This window comes from Kitasatospora sp. NPDC059088 (genome assembly GCF_042738155.1).
In the GTDB taxonomy this organism is placed as follows: Bacteria; Actinomycetota; Actinomycetes; order Streptomycetales; family Streptomycetaceae; genus Kitasatospora.
Window position 1 is genome coordinate 44,334 of sequence record NZ_JBHYGR010000007.1, and the last position, 15,775, is coordinate 60,108.

18 protein-coding genes are annotated in these 15,775 nt (G+C 73.9%); 1 reads left to right on the plus strand and 17 read right to left on the minus strand.

The features are described 5' to 3' along the window. Positions 1-148: 148 nt before the first annotated feature. From ACFWXO_RS05220 to ACFWXO_RS05255, 8 genes are all read right to left on the minus strand, one after another. Positions 149-1,012, minus strand: a complete 864-nt coding sequence (locus tag ACFWXO_RS05220) for an AAA family ATPase (RefSeq protein WP_380522390.1) — start codon at positions 1,010-1,012, stop codon at positions 149-151. Then, positions 1,009-1,743 carry a hypothetical protein gene (locus tag ACFWXO_RS05225; RefSeq protein WP_380522391.1) on the minus strand — a complete coding sequence of 245 codons (735 nt, stop codon included), beginning with the start codon at positions 1,741-1,743 and terminating at the stop codon, positions 1,009-1,011. Before ACFWXO_RS05225 ends, ACFWXO_RS05220 begins: the two co-directional genes overlap by 4 nt. A gap of 19 nt (positions 1,744-1,762) precedes the next feature. Then, positions 1,763-2,017 (minus strand): hypothetical protein, encoded by a 255-nt coding sequence (locus ACFWXO_RS05230; protein ID WP_380522392.1) that lies wholly within the window; start codon positions 2,015-2,017, stop codon positions 1,763-1,765. A gap of 124 nt (positions 2,018-2,141) precedes the next feature. Next, positions 2,142-2,513, minus strand: coding sequence for a hypothetical protein (locus ACFWXO_RS05235; RefSeq protein ID WP_380522393.1), 372 nt, complete (start codon positions 2,511-2,513; stop codon positions 2,142-2,144). Between the two features lie 72 nt (positions 2,514-2,585). Continuing rightward, on the minus strand, positions 2,586-3,098 hold the full coding sequence (locus tag ACFWXO_RS05240; RefSeq protein ID WP_380522394.1) for a hypothetical protein: 513 nt from the start codon (positions 3,096-3,098) through the stop codon (positions 2,586-2,588). A gap of 126 nt (positions 3,099-3,224) precedes the next feature. After that, positions 3,225-3,524: a hypothetical protein gene (locus tag ACFWXO_RS05245; protein WP_380522395.1), complete on the minus strand. Its 300-nt coding sequence runs from the start codon at positions 3,522-3,524 to the stop codon at positions 3,225-3,227. Between the two features lie 121 nt (positions 3,525-3,645). Further along, complete coding sequence (locus ACFWXO_RS05250; protein WP_380522396.1) at positions 3,646-4,302, minus strand: hypothetical protein; 657 nt, start codon at positions 4,300-4,302, stop codon at positions 3,646-3,648. A gap of 199 nt (positions 4,303-4,501) precedes the next feature. Beyond that, positions 4,502-5,062 carry a hypothetical protein gene (locus ACFWXO_RS05255; protein ID WP_380522397.1) on the minus strand — a complete coding sequence of 187 codons (561 nt, stop codon included), beginning with the start codon at positions 5,060-5,062 and terminating at the stop codon, positions 4,502-4,504. A 162-nt stretch (positions 5,063-5,224) separates the two neighbouring features. Between ACFWXO_RS05255 and ACFWXO_RS05260 the strand changes: the two genes are divergently transcribed. After that, positions 5,225-5,569 (plus strand): hypothetical protein, encoded by a 345-nt coding sequence (locus tag ACFWXO_RS05260; protein WP_380522398.1) that lies wholly within the window; start codon positions 5,225-5,227, stop codon positions 5,567-5,569. Here the strand turns inward: ACFWXO_RS05260 and ACFWXO_RS05265 are convergent. The 9 genes from ACFWXO_RS05265 to ACFWXO_RS05305 all read right to left on the minus strand — a co-directional run bounded on the left by ACFWXO_RS05265 (position 5,566) and on the right by ACFWXO_RS05305 (position 15,625). After that, a complete protein-coding gene (locus ACFWXO_RS05265; protein WP_380522399.1) occupies positions 5,566-6,075 on the minus strand; it encodes an ATP-binding protein in 510 nt (169 codons plus the stop codon). The two genes, ACFWXO_RS05260 and ACFWXO_RS05265, sit on opposite strands and share 4 nt — an antisense overlap. A gap of 131 nt (positions 6,076-6,206) precedes the next feature. Beyond that, the gene (locus tag ACFWXO_RS05270) at positions 6,207-6,560 is read right to left on the minus strand and encodes a hypothetical protein (RefSeq protein WP_380522400.1); all 354 of its coding nucleotides are present in this window, start codon (positions 6,558-6,560) and stop codon (positions 6,207-6,209) included. A gap of 122 nt (positions 6,561-6,682) precedes the next feature. Next, entirely contained in the window at positions 6,683-8,983 is a 2,301-nt protein-coding gene (locus ACFWXO_RS05275) for a helicase HerA-like domain-containing protein (RefSeq protein ID WP_380522401.1), read from the minus strand. A 3-nt stretch (positions 8,984-8,986) separates the two neighbouring features. Beyond that, positions 8,987-9,361 carry a hypothetical protein gene (locus tag ACFWXO_RS05280; RefSeq protein ID WP_380522402.1) on the minus strand — a complete coding sequence of 125 codons (375 nt, stop codon included), beginning with the start codon at positions 9,359-9,361 and terminating at the stop codon, positions 8,987-8,989. Between the two features lie 13 nt (positions 9,362-9,374). Then, positions 9,375-11,531, minus strand: a complete 2,157-nt coding sequence (locus tag ACFWXO_RS05285; protein ID WP_380522403.1) for a hypothetical protein — start codon at positions 11,529-11,531, stop codon at positions 9,375-9,377. A 133-nt stretch (positions 11,532-11,664) separates the two neighbouring features. Next, complete coding sequence (locus ACFWXO_RS05290) at positions 11,665-12,219, minus strand: hypothetical protein (RefSeq protein ID WP_380522404.1); 555 nt, start codon at positions 12,217-12,219, stop codon at positions 11,665-11,667. A 430-nt stretch (positions 12,220-12,649) separates the two neighbouring features. Then, entirely contained in the window at positions 12,650-14,134 is a 1,485-nt protein-coding gene (locus ACFWXO_RS05295) for a DUF2637 domain-containing protein (RefSeq protein ID WP_380522406.1), read from the minus strand. A gap of 464 nt (positions 14,135-14,598) precedes the next feature. Further along, on the minus strand, positions 14,599-14,874 hold the full coding sequence (locus tag ACFWXO_RS05300; RefSeq protein ID WP_380522407.1) for a hypothetical protein: 276 nt from the start codon (positions 14,872-14,874) through the stop codon (positions 14,599-14,601). Between the two features lie 181 nt (positions 14,875-15,055). Continuing rightward, entirely contained in the window at positions 15,056-15,625 is a 570-nt protein-coding gene (locus ACFWXO_RS05305; protein WP_380522408.1) for a hypothetical protein, read from the minus strand. Positions 15,626-15,775 lie beyond the last annotated feature (150 nt).

Genomic DNA, 15,775 nt, shown 5'->3' on the forward strand with positions numbered 1-15,775 from the left:
CTCTCGATCTGCCTACACTCTCAGCCACCCACAAAAATGAGTATCATGCTCGGTCCGCGCGGGGGCCCCCCGCCCCCCCCCCCCCCCCCCCCCCCCCCCCCCCCCCCGGCCATCAAGGTGTGCACCTTGATGGGCGCCCCACCGCTGGTCAGGTGCCGTGGCAGGTGTCGCACAGGGCCTCGTCGCCGAACCAGCCCGCCGCGACGTCGAGCAGGTCGGCGGCACTGCGGACATTGACCCAGGCCGGGCCCGAGCAGCCCGTCTCGCACACCGCGATCGTCTGGAACCCGTCCTGGCCCGCGTCGCCGCCGCCCCGGTACCGCAGCTCCATCGACTCCGTCCCGGCGGCCAGCCGACCGTGCACCGCGCCGCCGCTGCCGGGCCCGTCCCACGTGATCAGCGCGGCCAGGCCGGCGCCGAACACCGCGCGGGCCTCGCGCGCCAGGGCCTCGACCCCGGCGTCCCGTTCGGCCCGGCGGCGCAGCAGGGTGGTCAGCAGCGGCAGCGAGCTGACGGGGAGGACGTACTCGATCCCCTCCGCCGACAGGCCGGGCAGGCTCCTGGCGATCTGCTCGAACTGCTCGCGGACGACATCGTCCGGAACCCGCAGCGCGCCGTCCCGCAGCGCGTTGCGCGCCAACGCCACCGGCAAGGCGGTGTCGGCCACGATCGCCGCCACCGGCACGCCGCACTCCCCCGCAAGGCGCACCAGCTCGGCACGATCGGCTGCGGTCGCGCTCGTCGCGTCAACGACGGTGCTGCGCCGCAGGACCATCCGCCGCTCCAGCACCAGGTGCAGGAGTGCCCAGGCGTCGCCGTTCACGCTCTGGTCGGCCCGGCTGCCGGTGAGCAGGCCCCTCAGCACGTCGGCGCTGAGCACGTCGTCGCGGGCGAAGGCCCGGACCAGAGTGGACTTGCCCGACCCCGAGCAGCCGATGGTCAGGACCAGGACCGGATCGGGCAGGCCGAACTCGGCAAGGGTCCGCGCCGTGGCCGTCGCCGCGGGGCTCACCGCTGCGCCTGCGTACGGGCGGCCGGGGCGGGGCGGGTGGTGGCGTAGGCGCGCGGGTAGTCGGTGCCCTCCAGCGGCAGGCCGGCGGCGGCTACCGCCAGCGCGAGTTCCAGCACGTCGGCGACGGCCCCGGGCTTGAGGCCCTGGACGAGGTGGCCGTCGAGGTCGGTGCTCGCGGTGGCGAGGCCGCTGGTCGCCTCCGCCAGGTACTGGTAGGCATCGAACAGCTCGGCGCCGTCCAGCAGCGGCTCGGGGAGGTGCCGGGGAACGCGAGTGCGGCCGCGGTTGTAGTGGGGCAGCGGGTCGGCGACGGGCAGCTGGACCAGCCCGTCGGGGTCGAGTTCGCTGCGGCCGTCGGAGTAGACCGGCTCGTCCAGCCGGTGCTCGTCCTGCCAGGCCACCAGCGCCTCGGGGTCCAGCTCCTGGGGCTCGGCCAGGCCGCCGTACCAGTCCCGGGTGATGCCGACGGCGGCCAGGTCGGCGTCGCTGAGCTCGCGGACGATGTGCTCGGTGGCGGCGGTGACGATGTACGCCTCGGGCTGGGGCACATGGTCGAAGGCGTCGTTCAGCTGACGCATGAGCAGAACGAACATCCGCTGCCACGCGGGAGGCATGGATTGGAGGAGGGAGCGGTTCAGGACGAGGTGGCCGGCGTACGAGAGGCCGAAGTAGGTGTGCACGTCGTCCCCGTGCGCCTCAGGGGCGGCGGCGGGGCGGGTGATGGGGTTCACGGCGGTGGTCCTCCGTTCGTCAGTGGGCGCTCGGGCCCGGGTCGGTACTGGTCGAGAGGCGGCGGGGCTCGGCACCCCTGCGGCTGGCCGGCGGCCACAGCAGCTGGTCCAGGTGCAGGAGCGCGCGGTAGTCGGCGGCGCTCTGATCGGGGTCGAGGCGGTCGTGCGGCGGCGCCCAGGCCAGGGAGCGGCGCAGCAGGGAGTCGGCAAGGTTGAGCCCGGTGCCGGCGTAGTCGAGTTCGGCGGTGCTGTCGTGGATCGGGTCGTGCGGCAAAGGGGGTCTCCAGGCGGGTGTGTCGCTGTCGCCTGAGCCGCCCGGCCAGGGCGTGCCCGGCGGTGCGGGGCCGGGCCCGGATGGACTGCCGGGCCCGGCGGTGGGGGGCTGGTGGGTGGTTGGCTCAGAACGGGTGGTCGTCCGCGGCCGGGTAGGACGGCCCCTCGTCGTCGGCGATGTCGTCCCAGAAGGGGGGCCGGCCCGGCGCCTGGTTGCGCTGGCAGAGGTGTCGGTAGCCGTGTTCGTAGGAGAACCCGGTGCCGTCGCACTCGGCGCAGTCCTCGGGGTGGGGCTCCTGATCCTGGCCGGCCGAGCAGTCGACGTGCTCCTGGTGGACCGGTACGAAGATCCCGTCGCCCTGGTCGTCCCATGTCATCGTCACCAGGTGCACCCCGGTCCCGTCGCAGCCCCCGGGGCAGTCCGGCCGGTGCGGTTCGTCCGGTGGCGGCGGGTACCTGTCCTGGGCGGGCTCGGTGGGCGTGCTGATTGCGGTCATCGGGTTCTCCACGGGTCTGGTGCGGCAGGCTGTCGCCGGTCGCGCCTGAGCGGGGGCGGGGCTGGCGGGTGTTCACCCGGACTCGGGGCCGGCCTTGGGCGCCCGGGGGTTCGGCGGCGGCTCGTCGAGGTTGATGTGCAGAGGAAAGGCGTTGCGGGCCACGGCGCCCCGCAGCGCGTCGAGGAGCTGTTCGTCGCCGACGTCGTGGGCAACGTCCACGAGGGTGCCCATCTCGGCGGGACCGAGTTCGACCTGCACGCGCGCACCCGCGGCGGCGCGGTGGCGCAGCGTCTTGAGCAGGACCGGCTTGGGCGCGTAGGCCGGGATGGGCGTGCCGTCCGGCTCGCAGATCTTGCCGATGATGCCGTAGTCGCCGCCGTTCGCCGCCGCGATCGCCAGCCAGCGGGAGGCCGTGCAGTGGAACACACCCTCCGGCCGGTACGTGCCGTCGGCACGGTAGGTGACGGTGTGGGCGAGGGCGTCGTTCTCACGGCGCCGCGCGCGGCGGCGGCGGCGCCAGCTGCGGAACAACTCCACCGGGAGCGTCTTGCCCAGGGGGCGGGACTGCTGGGTCTGTTCGGGCACGGAGTCCTCTCCATCAGGAGCGTCGAGCCGCCGAGGGGCGGCGGGGCAGGCGGTCGGGGGTGGCGTGCCACCGTCCGGTCGCGCTAAGGCCGGAGGGTGCGTACGGCGCGCGAGGCGCCAGGGGTGTCACTCGACGGTCCAGCCACCGGCTGCGGCGGCGTCGGCGGCGTCGTACGCAAGCTCAACGGCCAGGTGTTGCCAGTCGGTGGGGCTGATCCGGCCGGCGGCCTCGTTGAGGGCGTCCCGGATCTCCTCCGCCTGGGCCCGGGTGAAGGTCAGGGCTCCGTGGAAATTGCCGTCGAGGGCCGTGAGGAACGTCTGGATCGTGGCGGAGCCACCGATGTCCGCGAGCCGCAACTGCTCGGCGAGGTTCTGGGTGGTCAGGCAACTGGCGTGTCCGACGTGGTCGCCCCAGTAGATGCCCATAGTCGTCGTCCCTTCTGGTGGAGCGGGAGGTGTTCCCGCCCCAGTTCGGTCGGTGGCGTGGCGGTCCGGCCGTCCGCCGTCGGCCGGACCGCGTTGCGCGGCTGCTGCCCAGCTGGCGGGGTCAGTGGGCGGCGGACGAGCCAGAGGGCGTCCCGGTCGCCGGAACCAGTCGGCGGTCGGTGATCAGGAGGCGATCGCCGAACGCCGGGGTGCGGTCGTCACCCCAGAAGGGGTGCAGCACCGGCACGCCGCCCTGCCACCGGTCGTCGTAGCGCCAAGTGATGCTGCCCGTCGGCTCGCCGTCCAGGAGGAAGGCGGCTTCGAGGTCGAACTCGCGGCCGGTGCCGGGGTCGGTCCACCGGGTGGAGCCGATCTCGGTCTCCGGGACCTGGCGGCCGTTCTCGTCGACCCTGCGGGCCAACCAGGAGACGGTGGCCAGCGCGCCGGGGTGGTCCCAGGTGTTCGGGAACGGCTTGCCGGGGTAGCCGACGCCGACATGGACGGCGAGGTCGCGCAGCGCCTCGCGGCCGCGCAGCTCGGCGAGCACCAGCTGCGCCCGGCCCGACTCGACGGGCATGGTGCATGGGTCCTGGGCGGTGCCGGCGCCGCCCGTGTTGGCGGCCCAGCCGCGCAGCTCGGCGTAGACGCGGCCGTCCGGGTTCGGGGCGTTCTCGGTGATCTGCCAGTCGGCGAGGATCAGCGTCCGGCCGCCGGTGAAGGTCAGGATGGCGCGTTCGGCCTGGGCGATCTGGTGGTCGTCCCGGTTCCAGGACTGCATCTGCTGGTCTCCTCGTAGGTGGTGAGCTTCGGTGTCTGCGTTCGGCGGGGCGCCGTGCCGTATCGAGAGCGGAGTCGACGGCCAGGCCGGTCGGAGTCGGTCCGGGTGGCCGCGCCGCTCGCCGCGCTGCGCCCTTGTCCGGCCTGGCGGGCTGGGAGGCGGGTGCTGCGCGGCGGGCAGCGTGATCACCCGGCGCCGGTCAGGGCCGGGAGACGGATCGGCTGACGGTGTCGGCGGCGTACAGCACCGCGGCGGTCAGACCGGCGAGCTGCTCGACGATGGCGTGGGCCTCGGGCGAGATGTGGTCAGGGTTCACCGGGTTGGTGAGGGCGCCGAGCGCGATGGCACGCAGGTTCAGCGGCTCGGGCTTGGGCGCGGGCACGCCGCAGCACCGGGCCTCGGCCACGTCGCCGATGCCGGAGAGGGCCCTGCCGACGCGGGGAGCACCGGAGGGGCGGTCCTCGGCGCCCCGCACGGCGACGGCCACGTGGCCCGAGGTGGTGTCCCAGGTCGCGGACACCTCGTACAGGCCTTCGTCGTAGTCGGGCTCCAGGAGCAGGGCGGGCTTGAGGACCAGGCCCTGGCTGACCTGGGCCTGGCGGATCGGCGTGATCCCGAGCCTGTGGAGGTGATCGTTGATGGCGTCGACCTGCCACTTCACCGTCTGGTAGGTGCTGGTCTGCTCGTCCTGGAGCCGTGCCCGGTAGGTCTCCTCGGCGAGGCCGTACCAGTCGGGCAGCTTGGTGGTGGTGTCCTGCATGGTCGTCAGTCCCTTCGGTTGGTGGTGCGGGTGGGTGCCGGCCGGGTCTGGCCGGGTGCGGGTGTTGCGTCAGACCGTGCTCGGGCCGGTGGCGTACGCGGCGGCGGCCGCCAGTCGGCGCTCCAGGTCGTCACCGGCCTGCGCGGCCTCCAGCAGCAGCTCGTGCAGGCGCAGTTCGTCGGCCCGGGTGAGGTCCAGGTGCGCCCGTGCGGCTTCGGCGAGGGCGTAGAGGTGCGCGGTGGTGTCGGCCGCCGTGGTGACGGCCTCGACCAGGCCGGGCTGGAAGGCGACGGGGCGCTGGAGCCTCCAGTGCCCGGCGTCGGCCAGGGAGGCCCGACGGTTGCGGGCCTTGGCCCGGCGGGCCTCCAGGGCCTCTGCCAGCGCAGCCGGGGAGGAGTGGGCCGGGCGCAGGTTGAACAGGCCGGGCAGGTCGAGCAGGTCCAGCAGGCGGCGGCGCGCAGCAGGGTGTGCCGGTCAGATCAGGGAGAGCTGAATGTTGCCGGTTAGTCCTGGGGGACGTCGGCCAGCGCCTGGTGGCCGGGCACGGTGCGGGCGCCTCGGAGGAGGGTGACGGTGCCGGCGAGGCAGTGGTCGCGCAGCCCGTACGGCCACGTGCTCAGGCGCAGGTCGGCGACGGCGATGACGGTCTCGACGGCGGCGGGGCGGCCGGTGGTGACCAGGCGGTACAACTGCTCGGCGGTGGTCTCGCGGCGCAGGAGGTGTTCGGCCTCGTCGATGAGCAGGCGGACGCGGGGTTCGGCCTGGGTGGGCTGGTGGGCGCGCTGGCGGGCGTCGCGCAGACGGGCGTTGCGCTGGTCGACGATGGTGAGGGCGTGGTCGAGCATCTGCTCGGCACCGTCGGGGGTGGCGCGGCGGTCGGCGGCGGCCAGTTCGCTGCGGGGGGTGATGGCCCAGGTGGTGGTCGCGGGGCCGGTGGCGGGCTGGGTGATCAGCTCCTGGAGGTGGCGGGACTTGCCGGAGCCGGTGGGGCCGACGATCAGGTGCGTGGACATGCGGTGGTTCCTCTCGGTGGGCGTGGTGACCGCCGGGGCGGTCGGGTTGGTGCGGGAAGCGGTCCGCCCGCCCAGCCAGGGGTCGCGGGGCGGGCGGCGGACGCGGTGTGGGGTGGGTGGGCCGGCCAGGGTCAGAGGCTTTCGGCGGGCTCCGGCAGGCTGTCCTGGTCGGCGTTCTGGAGCAGCGGCAGGCCGTACTCGGCGGCGCTGCGGCGCACCTGGGTCTTGTCGTCGGCGAGGTCGGAGCAGGCGTTGTTCTTCTGCTCGGCGGCGGCCTGCTCGGCCAGGCGCTTCGTCTCTTCCTTCGCGGCCTCGACCAGGTGGGCCGGGCCGTCGCCGTCGCGGGTCAGGTACGCGGCGCCGGCGGCCACGTACGAGGTGGCCTCCAGATGGGCGACGGGGAGGGCCTGGCGGTGGGTGGCGAGTTCGGCGAGAGCGGTTGTCAGGCCGGATCCGGAGGAGTCGGTGATCAGGTGGTTGGTCATGTCGGGACTGCCTTTCCGCAGGGTGGGGGCCCCGTCCGCGCCTGCTGGCCTGAGGCTCGGGACGGGGACGGGGCCCGGGGTGGTATGGCGGTGTTCGGTTGGGTGGCGCAACAGAGCGCTGGCTAGGCCGGGACGAGGTTGTTCTCCGCGTCAGCGTTCTTCGGCAGAGGCAGGCCGTACTCGCCCTTCTCGTCCGGGTTGCGGACGACAGCACCGGACTTGACGAGCTCGGTGAGGCGGTTGGCGACGGTCTTGCCGGCGACCTGGGCCATGGAGGTGATGGTGTCGATGTGGAGGTAGCCGACCTCCAGGTGCATCGGGTCGCGGTAGCTGGCCAGTACGGCGAGGATCTTCTCCTCGGCTGTGGGCTCGCGGGTGGCGGCGTAGGTGACGGAGGCGGGCTGCCATCCGCCGCTGCCGTCTTCGTCGTCGCCTTCGCTGTCCGCGCCGTCGATCGAGGCGGCGGCGATCTCGAAGCGGTCGTCCCAGTCCGGGAAGTCGAGCGGGACCGCGATCTGCTCGGGATCGAACAGGCCGGCCGCCGACTCCAGGATCCACAGGCGCGTCAGCTCCGCCCGCTCGTCCGGGCCGACGATGTACCCGAGGCCGAAGGTGCGGCGGGGGTCGTCGGCGGGGACGGACGGGTCGTAGATGAGCGAGTCGTTGGTGCTGCGCCAGAACGCGGGGATCTTCGACGGGTCGGCGCCGTCGAACGCGTCGGGCAGGTCGACGCGGTGCTTCTGGGCGCTGTCGCTGCGCAGGAGGATCAGCGCCCCGCCGTGGAAGACGTTGTCGCGGATCGCCGTGTCCCCGCCCATCTTGTCCAGGTTGAGGATCTGACCGCACAGGACCAGGGAGATGCCGAGGGAGCGGCCCTGTTCGGCGATCGCCGCGACGATCCTGGCCGCCTCCGCCCGGTAGGGGCTCTTGTCCCCGAGGAGCTGCGCGTACTCGTCCAGGATCACCGCGATGTAGGGGCGGTCGCGGGTGGGCTTGAAGTTCTTCGCCCGCAGGCGCTGGCTCTCCCGGATCCGGTGCCGCAGGATCGCGTAGGCCACGCGCAGCGCGCCCATGGCCTCGTCGAGGCCGCAGCCGGCGTACGCGGCCATGTCCTCGACGTCGGGATTGCTGCTGCCCTTGGGGTCCGCGTAGATGATCGCGACGCCGTTGACGTGGTAGCTGAGGGCGATGAGCTGCAGTGCGCCGCCCTTGCCGGAGCCGGTGACGCCGGCGACCAGGACGTGGCGGGCGCCTCCGGCCGGGTCGTAGAGCTGGACCCGGGCGGGGCGCCCGGACACGCCGCTGCCCAGTTCCACGTAGCCGTTGTCGTTGGCCATCAGCGTCTTGGGGCCGGGCAGGGGCTTGCCCTCCTCCAGCGGCGAGCGGTCCATGACGCGCAGGATCGCCCTGCGGGGGTCGTCGGTGGGTTCGACGCTGACGAGCAGGGTGGTCTTGCGCAGGGCTCCGGCGATACGGACGGGGTCCGGCATCGAGATCGCGTCGGTGTCCTCGTCCGCGACGATCCAGGCGGCTTCGCCGCCGGTCCCGGGGTCGGGGATGACTCCTTCCAGGTGGGTTCCGGGCATGCAGCCGCCGCTGTGGGCGACGTGCTTGAGCCAGCGGGCCTCCAGCTCGCCGTGGCGGTCCTCCTCCTCGCTGGGGGCGGTCAGGCGCACGAGGATCCGCTTGGAGCTGGCGTGCGGGCCCTCGGTGATGGAGATCCATTGGGCGGGGACGTGGTAGACGCCGGAGACGGTGTCGGCCGTCACCGTCACCGGGCGGCCCGGCGGGGCCTGGACGACACCCTCCCAGGCGGTGTCGCCCAGCCCGGTCAGGACCAGGTGCTGCCCGGTGTGGGTGCCGTACTCGCCGGAGACGTGGGCGTCCCACAGCTGGAGGATCTTGTCGACCGCGGCGTCCCGGGCGGGCCTGGGCGGCTGCGGGTCCTGCGGCTTGGCCGCGTTGCCCTTACGGCGCCGACTGCTGCCCAGGACCGCGCGCAGGGAGTAGCCGACGAAGCCGACGCTGCTCCACCAGGCGGTGGAGACCAGGCCGGCCAGCGAAGGCATCGTCATGAAGCCCGCCACCAGGGCGTCGATGCCGGTGGGGCCCTGCAGGGTGGCGGTGGCGGCGGCGGTCACGGTGGCGACCGAGGAGACGAGGAGCGGGACGCGGTGGGCGCGCAGGATGTCGCCGCCGGGTACGGCGTCCAGTACGGCCTCGGGCAGGCGCCCGGCCGCGTTCAGGCCGGCCACCAGGGCGGGCGCGGCCAGGAACGTCATCATCGTGTCGGCCGCCTGCGGGTCCAGGAACGGCATGGTGGCGGCGGCGGCGATCGGTGCGGCCACCTGCGCGAGGGCGAAGCGCCGCTCGGTGGCCGGATCGAGCTCGGCCCGGGCCGGCGCGGTGTCGTCGGTGGTCATCGTCTACTCCTGCCGGTACCAGTCGCGGTCGGCCATCTCGACCGGGGACCGGTCGCGGGCCTGCTGGATGCCGTCGTGATCGGAACGGGCCTGCTCGTCGGTGGCGGCCGCGGCCTGGGCGGTGGTCTCGGTGGCGGCGGCGAGCGCGATCGCGGCCTGGGACAGGCCGGCCATGGCCCGGGCCACCTCACGCGTCTCGGCGACGGTGGCCTGGTCCACCTTCATGGCCGCGATCTGCTCCGCGGTCCGCCCCGTCGCCCTGGCCTCGTCGTCCTGCACCCGTGCCAGGCCGCGGAAGGCGTTGAGGTCGCTGCGCAGCGAGCGGGCCAGTGTCTGGACGTCGCGCCGCAGCTGGCGCAGGGTGGTGTCGGTCGTCATGCGGGTGTCCTCTCTAGCTGATGTAGAACTGGCGCTCGGCCGGAGCGGTGAGCGGGCTGTCGACGACGGCCCGGTAGATACCGCCGTGGCGCGTCTGCGCGTTGGCGGCCAGGGTCTTCACGCTCTCCGCCGAGTTGAGGGCCGCGGTCCTGGCCAAGGACGCCCGCACGCGCAGGCCCTCGGCCTGCTCGGCCAGACGGACGAGCTTGTTGACCAGCCCGATACCGCCCTTGACGCTCTTGGCCTGCTCGGCGTACTGCTGGGCGAGTTTCGCGTGCTTTTCCGCGTGGACCAGGGCGACCTTGGCGTCCTCGGCGATGCGCGCGAGGACGGAGGCCTTCTCCTCCAGGGCTTTCTCGAACTGGAACAGCGAACGGACCTCGCCCCGGCGGAGCCGGTAGTTCTTGAGGTCCGTGGGGTCCTGCGGCTTGAAGCTCACGTGGGTCTTGGTGGGGACCTCGACCTCCACCGCCGCGGCGGGAGCCGGTCCTCGGAAGGGCGGCTCCCCGACGTTCGGGTTGTACGGTTCGCGCTGCGCGGTGGGGACCTGCCGCGGTGTGTCGCCCTCGGCGGGCTTGCGGAGGTCCGCGGTGGATCCGCTGACCTGCTCCATCTCCGGTCGGTCTTGCGTCTTCACGCTCGCGGTGCTCCTTTCCGAGCCCGTGGGAAGGGGGCCGTCCTCGGCGGGCGGCGTGGCGGGGGCGTTGTTCCCGGTCTCGCGCGAGGTCGCGACGGGGCGCTCCCGGGAGGCCGTGCCGTCCTGCTCGGCGTCGTTCTTGAGCAGGGTGCTGGCCTTCGTGCCGGCCTTGTCCGCGCTGGTTCCTGCGCCGGACGGCCCTGGTTCGGGGACCGGAGTTCCGGTTGCGGTGTCGCCGGGCTGCGCCGGGATGCCGGCGTTCTTCTCGTCCCGGGGCGTGGCCTGCCCCCACTTGGTGTCCAACCCCTTGTCGTCGATGTCACCCGGGGTCGGGTCGGCCGGTGCGGGCACGGTGTTGACCGGCTCGTCCTTGCGCTTCTCTTTCCGGAAGGGCCCGGCAACGTAGTCCTTGACCTTCTTCAACCAGGACGGCTTGTCGCCGCCGGTTTCGGTCAGGGCGGCCGGGCCGGGGTCGCCGGCTCCGGGCTCGGCTGCCTGCGGTCCGCGCCCGCGGTCGGCGCGTTCGCTGCCCCGGGGTGTGGTTTCGGGGCCGTCGCTGCGCGTTTCGGACCCGCCGCCATTGGTTGCGGGGCCGGGCTCCTTGGTTGCGCCCGCACCGCTTGCGCCAGGTCCCCTGCCGTTCGTGGTCCGGGTGCCGCCGTGGTCGCGCGCGGGGCCTCGGCTGCCGTCTCCGGAGCCGCCGCCGCGCGTTTCGGACCCGCCGCCGGTGGTTCCGGACCCGCCCTGGGAGCGGTTCGGGCCGCGGTTCTCCGCGCCGGGCTTCGAGCCGTTGTCGTTCCTCGACGTGTCGGAGTTCTTGGAGTCGGTGGAGCTGCGGTGGTCCCTGCTGCTCTTGGAGCCGTTGTCCTGCTTGGACGCCCTGGTGTCACCGTTCCTGGTGTCGGAGGCGTCGGTGCGCCGCTGGTCGCGGTTGCCGTGGTCCTTGCGGTCCTGGGACCGCTTGACGTCCTGGTGGTTGCGGCCCTGGTGCTGCTGGTTCTTGGTGTTGAGGTCGGCGACCTTGGCGTCGCGCTGGGAGCGGTGGTGCCCCGACTGGTCGTTCTTGGCCAGCCGGTCGGTCTTGTTGGTGCTCGTGGTGTTGCTGGAGTTCCCGGTGACCCGGTTCTCGCTGACGGTGTGCTGGCGTTTGACGGTGGTGGCCGTACCGGTGCGGGCGAGCCGGGCGGCGACCGCCCGGATCAGCGCCGCCACCGGGCCCTCCCCCGCGCCGGCCGCGGCGGCCGCGTCGGCGGCGTTCTTGCCGTCCTTGCCCGGGGAGGCACCGTGCTCGTCATCGCGGTCGTCACCGGCGAGGTCGGCGGTCGATCCCAGGACGGGACGTGCGGGCTGCACCGGGGCGAGAAGCGCGGCGAGGGTGCTGCGCTCCTCGCCGGTGTCACCGGGCGCCGCGGTGGGGGCGGCCTGCTCCGGCGTCCCGGCGGTGTCCGGCGCGGGCGGTACGACGGGTGCGGCGGGCACCGCCGGCGGGTGCGGGGGCGGCGGCGGCACGTTCATGGCGGGGGGCGCGGTCACCGTTCTCTCCTCACTGATTGTGACCTCCCTCCCTCCTCCCACCCGGCCGGCGGACGCCTCCTCCCGCGTGCCTGGGCGGCGGGAGGAGGCATTCTCGTGGGGTGGGAGGAGGGAGGGAGGAGGTTACGGACTGTCACGTTCGGGGGATGCGCTTCTTCACCCAGCCGCCGACGAGCAGGATCCCGACGCCGCCCAGCACGACCAGTCCGGGCACGGGGACGTCGGAGGAGTCGCCCCCGTCCGCCGCCACCTTCTGAGCGGTGTTGACCATGCCCGGCGCGGCGTCGGCCGGGAACGCCTTGCCGCATTCGGTGATCGCGTTGTAGGAGCCGGCGGCCTTCTCCACGCAGGCCTGCACGGCCTGGCGGCGGGCCGTCTGGGCGGGTGTCTCCTGCTCGACGGACTTCGCCAGATCCGCGGCCAGCTGCTGGCGCTGCAGGTCGACCCGGCTCTGGTCCAGGGCGATCTGGGCCTTCTGCGCGTCGGCCTGCGCCTGGGTGGAGGCGTAGTGCGACCAGGCGAAGACGCCCGACGCGGCGAGGACCACCGCACCGGCGGCCAGACCCGCCTTCCCCCAAGGGCCCAGGCGGGCGTTGGGGGCGTAGGCGCCGTGCAGGGGCGGGGCCTTCCACGACGGCACGGAGGAGATGTTGTACGCGGCGTCGTTGTAGGCCGTCTCGTTGGTCATGGCAGCGCTCCTTCAACGGGGAAACGGGTGGTGCTCGGCGCCGGGCGCCTTGGAAGGTCCTCACCCGGGCGTGTGCGGGTGAGGACCGACCGAGAGGTCCGGCTGTCAGGGGCGGCGAAGGGGCCGGTGGGGGGCCGCGGGGGGGGGGCCCCCCGGGCCGGGGCGGGCGCGCCCCGCGGGCGGCCGAAACGCGGGCCGCCCCCGCCCCCCACCCCCCCCCCCCCCACCCGCGCGCCGGGGGGGGGGGGCGGGGGGGGGGGGGGGGGGGGGGGGGCGGGGCGGGGCCCCCCCCCCCCCCCCCCCCGGGTCCGTGCTCGCCGTGGTGACGGACGATCGGCGGGACGACGGCGCAGACCACGGCGCACCCGGTCATCGGGGGGAGGCCGATGACCGGGGTCGGCTGTGGGCGGGCTCGGACTGCCGCCGCCGCTCAGCCCTGCTGCTGGAGGCCGCCGTCGGCCGTGTAGCCGTTGCGGATCAGGTCGACGGCCTCGGTGCGGTACTCGGACGCGGTGCTGGGCGACTGGAGGCCGAACTCGTCCTGAATGGCCTGGAGCGGGAGCTTCTCCCCCTCGGCCCTGGTGAGGATCATCCGGGCGACCCGGCGCACCGCCCGCTCGCGCGGCTTGAGCTTGTTGGCCTCCTCCGCTTCGAGTGCGCGTCGCTCGACTTCGGCGGCGGCCTCGCGGGCTTCGGCGGCGGCCAGCCGGGCTTCGGCGGCGGTGGCCTCGGCCAGCTCGGTCTCGGCCAGTGCGCGCGCCTGCGCCTGCTTCTTCACGGCCGCCTCACGGTCGAGTTCGGCAGCGGCGTCGCGGGCTTCGGCGGCGGTCTTGGCGATGTCTGCGGCGGCCTTGTCGACGTTCGCCTTCGCGATCCGGTCGGCCTCCTCGATGCCGCGGCGCACCTCGGCGGCCTCCTTCTCCAGTCCGGCGGCCTCCAGGTCGGCCTGCGCCTTGACCTTGTTCTGCGCGGCCGTCCGCGCCTCGGCCTCGGCCTCCCGCGCGCGGGCCTCAGCCACGTCCGCGCTCTCCAGCGCCGCCTGTTCGAGCTGGGCGGCCTTCTCGGCCGCCGTGATCTGGGCCTGGGCGTGGGCACGCACGGACGCGGTCTCCCCGTCGACCCTCGCCCGCACCTGGTCCAGCCGGCCGTTGGCGAGCACCCGCTGGGCCTCGGCCTCCTTCTCCGCAACGTCGCGGCGCGTCCGGGCCTCGCGCTGGCGCTGCTCGGCCTCCTCCGCTCGCCGCTCCGCCTCGCGTTCCTGGTCGTCCGGCATGGCCAGCGCCTGGTCGACGGTGAACCCGCGGGCGGCCATCCTGAGCGGCAGCAGCTCGTCGTCGGTGGCCTTGGAGAGGTCGCCGTCGTACTTGCGCTTGAGCCAGAGCTCGTAGGCGAGCAGGTCCTGCTCCCGGCGGACCATCTCCGGGTAGGAGGTGACTCCGGCCAGGTGCATCCGCCGGAACATGATCGGCGTCTTGACAGGGGACAGCAGCCAGCGCTTCAACGGCACCGTGTCGGTGACGGTGCCGGCCTCCAGCTTCGCCTTGTGGACGATCAGCCGCCGCGCGGCCTCGACGCCGAGCACGAACAGGACCGGCATGACGCCGTGGGAGGCCGCCCGCACCGGATCCGCCCTGATGGACCCCTGTGACGAAGCGTTGAACCAGATCGTCGCACCGGTCATGGCGTGTGCGGCCAGGCGCAGCATCGGCCAGGGCGTGCCCTTGCGGATCATGTAGAGGTCCAGGGCGAGGAACGCGACGATGCTGGCGTCGACGCCGACCGGGAACAGGGGCGCGAGGTCCTCGCTGAACCCCCAGCCGAGGGCGACCCGGGCGAGGGTGTCGTAGGACATCGCGAAGCCGATGCCGCCGACGGTGACGCCGCCGAGGACGGCCACCAGCGAGAGGCCGAGCATGAGCCAGTTCGGCTTCTTGCGAGGCGCGTCCGAAGCGTCCCGGGGCGCGGACGAAGCCTTCGCGGGTGTCTTCGCAAGGGTGGCCTGCGGTGCCGAAACCGGCGCGGCCAGTGCCGAAACGGGACGCGGAACGGTGCCCTCCGGGCGGCGCGGAACCGGCGTCGGGGACAGGTCGATGGTCGTCACGGAGGCCTCCGGATAGACGTGGTCGAAACGGTGACGGCTGCTCCCGAAACGGGGGCCGCTGCTCCCGAAACCGGGGGAGCGCCGCCCCGAAGTGGGGTGCGGTGGGTGGCGAAGCGGCCGTCGGCGGGTTGGGTGGGGATCGAGGTTGTGCGGCTGTGGGGCCCGGTCGGCTACGTGATGCCGCAGCCGACCGGGCCGGGCCCGAAACGGGTGACCGTGGGTTCCGAAGCTGCGGCCCTCGCAGGGCGGCGGTGCCCGGAACGACCGCTGGCCGGATCTCAGCGCGCGCCGGGGAGGACGACCGGCGCCGAGCGGAGCGCGAGTGTGGTGTCCGCCGGGCCGGCGGCGGGCCCGGACCCGCCGTCCGACTCCAGGACCCGTACCCGCACCCGCGCACCGCCGGTGACACCGCGGTGACGTGCTCCCGCAGCGGCCCGGCGGCCCACGGCGCGGCCAGGGGCCCGGCGGCCGTGCAGAGCGAAGGCGGAGACCGCGACCATCAGCTCCATCGAGAGGGGCACCAGCAGCACGAGAAACGGGGCGAACGTACTCACAGAGAACTCCAGGTGTGCACAGGGAAGGGGGAACCCAGTCGGCGGGCCGTGCTCCTGACCGGGCGCAGGCTCTCCAGGGCCCCGGCGCCGGTACGCGGCGAGACTCCGGACACCTGCGCCCCGCACCGGAGCGCCTACTGCTCCCGACCGGGGTGGAACCGACGGTCGCGCCGGCCAGAAGTCAGCCGAGCGCGGTGGTGCGTACCCCCGGCACCGCCCGGCACTGTCCGGCGTGCGCGTTGGCCAGCCTGCGACTGCGCTCGCCGAAGGAATCGGCGTCGAAGCTGCGGTCCCCGCAGGCCAGGCAGCGCCAGGTGAACTCGCGGTCGCTGTACTCGGTCGCGGGCTTGCCGATCAGCGCGACCAGACCGCCGAGGGCGGTGAGGAAGGTGAGCACGGTGTGCTCCGGCGCGGCCGTCGACGGCCGCGCGCGCACCTGTTCCAGCTCGGCGCGCAGTTCGGCGATGGTGCGGTCGCGGGCCGCGAGCTGCGCGCTCGCGCCCTTCACCACGACGTCGCACGCGCTCCGGGCCCGGGCCGCGCTGGCCATCGCCTCTTTGGCGAGGGTCTGTCCGGAGGCGTCCAGTGCGGCGTTGAGGTCGGCGCGCACGGCCTGCAGTTCCAGGTCACGTGCGGCCCGCTCCTCCTGCTCCGTCCCCAGCTGGCGGGCGGTGTCGCCAAGGGCGGTCTCGGCTTCCTCGGCCCGCTGGCGCAGCCGGTCGATCCTGGCGGTAGTCGTGATGGTGAGCACGGTGCGGTCCCTTCGTTGATGGTGTGCGTGGCCCAGTACCGTCCGGCGCCCCCCCCGGGGGGGGGGGGGGGGGGCGGGGGGGCGGGCCGGGGGGGGGGGGGGCGGGGGTCAGGCCGGGACGACAAAATGTGAGAAAAAAAAAAAAACAAA

Coding starts and splice junctions, on each gene's coding strand:
- ACFWXO_RS05235 (WP_380522393.1), bottom strand. CDS start 2,513: ATGACCGCAATCAGCACGCCCACCGAGCCCGCCCAGGACAGGTACCCG.
- ACFWXO_RS05245 (WP_380522395.1), bottom strand. CDS start 3,524: ATGGGCATCTACTGGGGCGACCACGTCGGACACGCCAGTTGCCTGACC.
- ACFWXO_RS05250 (WP_380522396.1), bottom strand. CDS start 4,302: ATGCAGTCCTGGAACCGGGACGACCACCAGATCGCCCAGGCCGAACGC.
- ACFWXO_RS05255 (WP_380522397.1), bottom strand. CDS start 5,062: ATGCAGGACACCACCACCAAGCTGCCCGACTGGTACGGCCTCGCCGAG.
- ACFWXO_RS05265 (WP_380522399.1), bottom strand. CDS start 6,075: ATGTCCACGCACCTGATCGTCGGCCCCACCGGCTCCGGCAAGTCCCGC.
- ACFWXO_RS05270 (WP_380522400.1), bottom strand. CDS start 6,560: ATGACCAACCACCTGATCACCGACTCCTCCGGATCCGGCCTGACAACC.
- ACFWXO_RS05275 (WP_380522401.1), bottom strand. CDS start 8,983: ATGACCACCGACGACACCGCGCCGGCCCGGGCCGAGCTCGATCCGGCC.
- ACFWXO_RS05280 (WP_380522402.1), bottom strand. CDS start 9,361: ATGACGACCGACACCACCCTGCGCCAGCTGCGGCGCGACGTCCAGACA.
- ACFWXO_RS05290 (WP_380522404.1), bottom strand. CDS start 12,219: ATGACCAACGAGACGGCCTACAACGACGCCGCGTACAACATCTCCTCC.
- ACFWXO_RS05295 (WP_380522406.1), bottom strand. CDS start 14,134: ATGCTCGGCCTCTCGCTGGTGGCCGTCCTCGGCGGCGTCACCGTCGGC.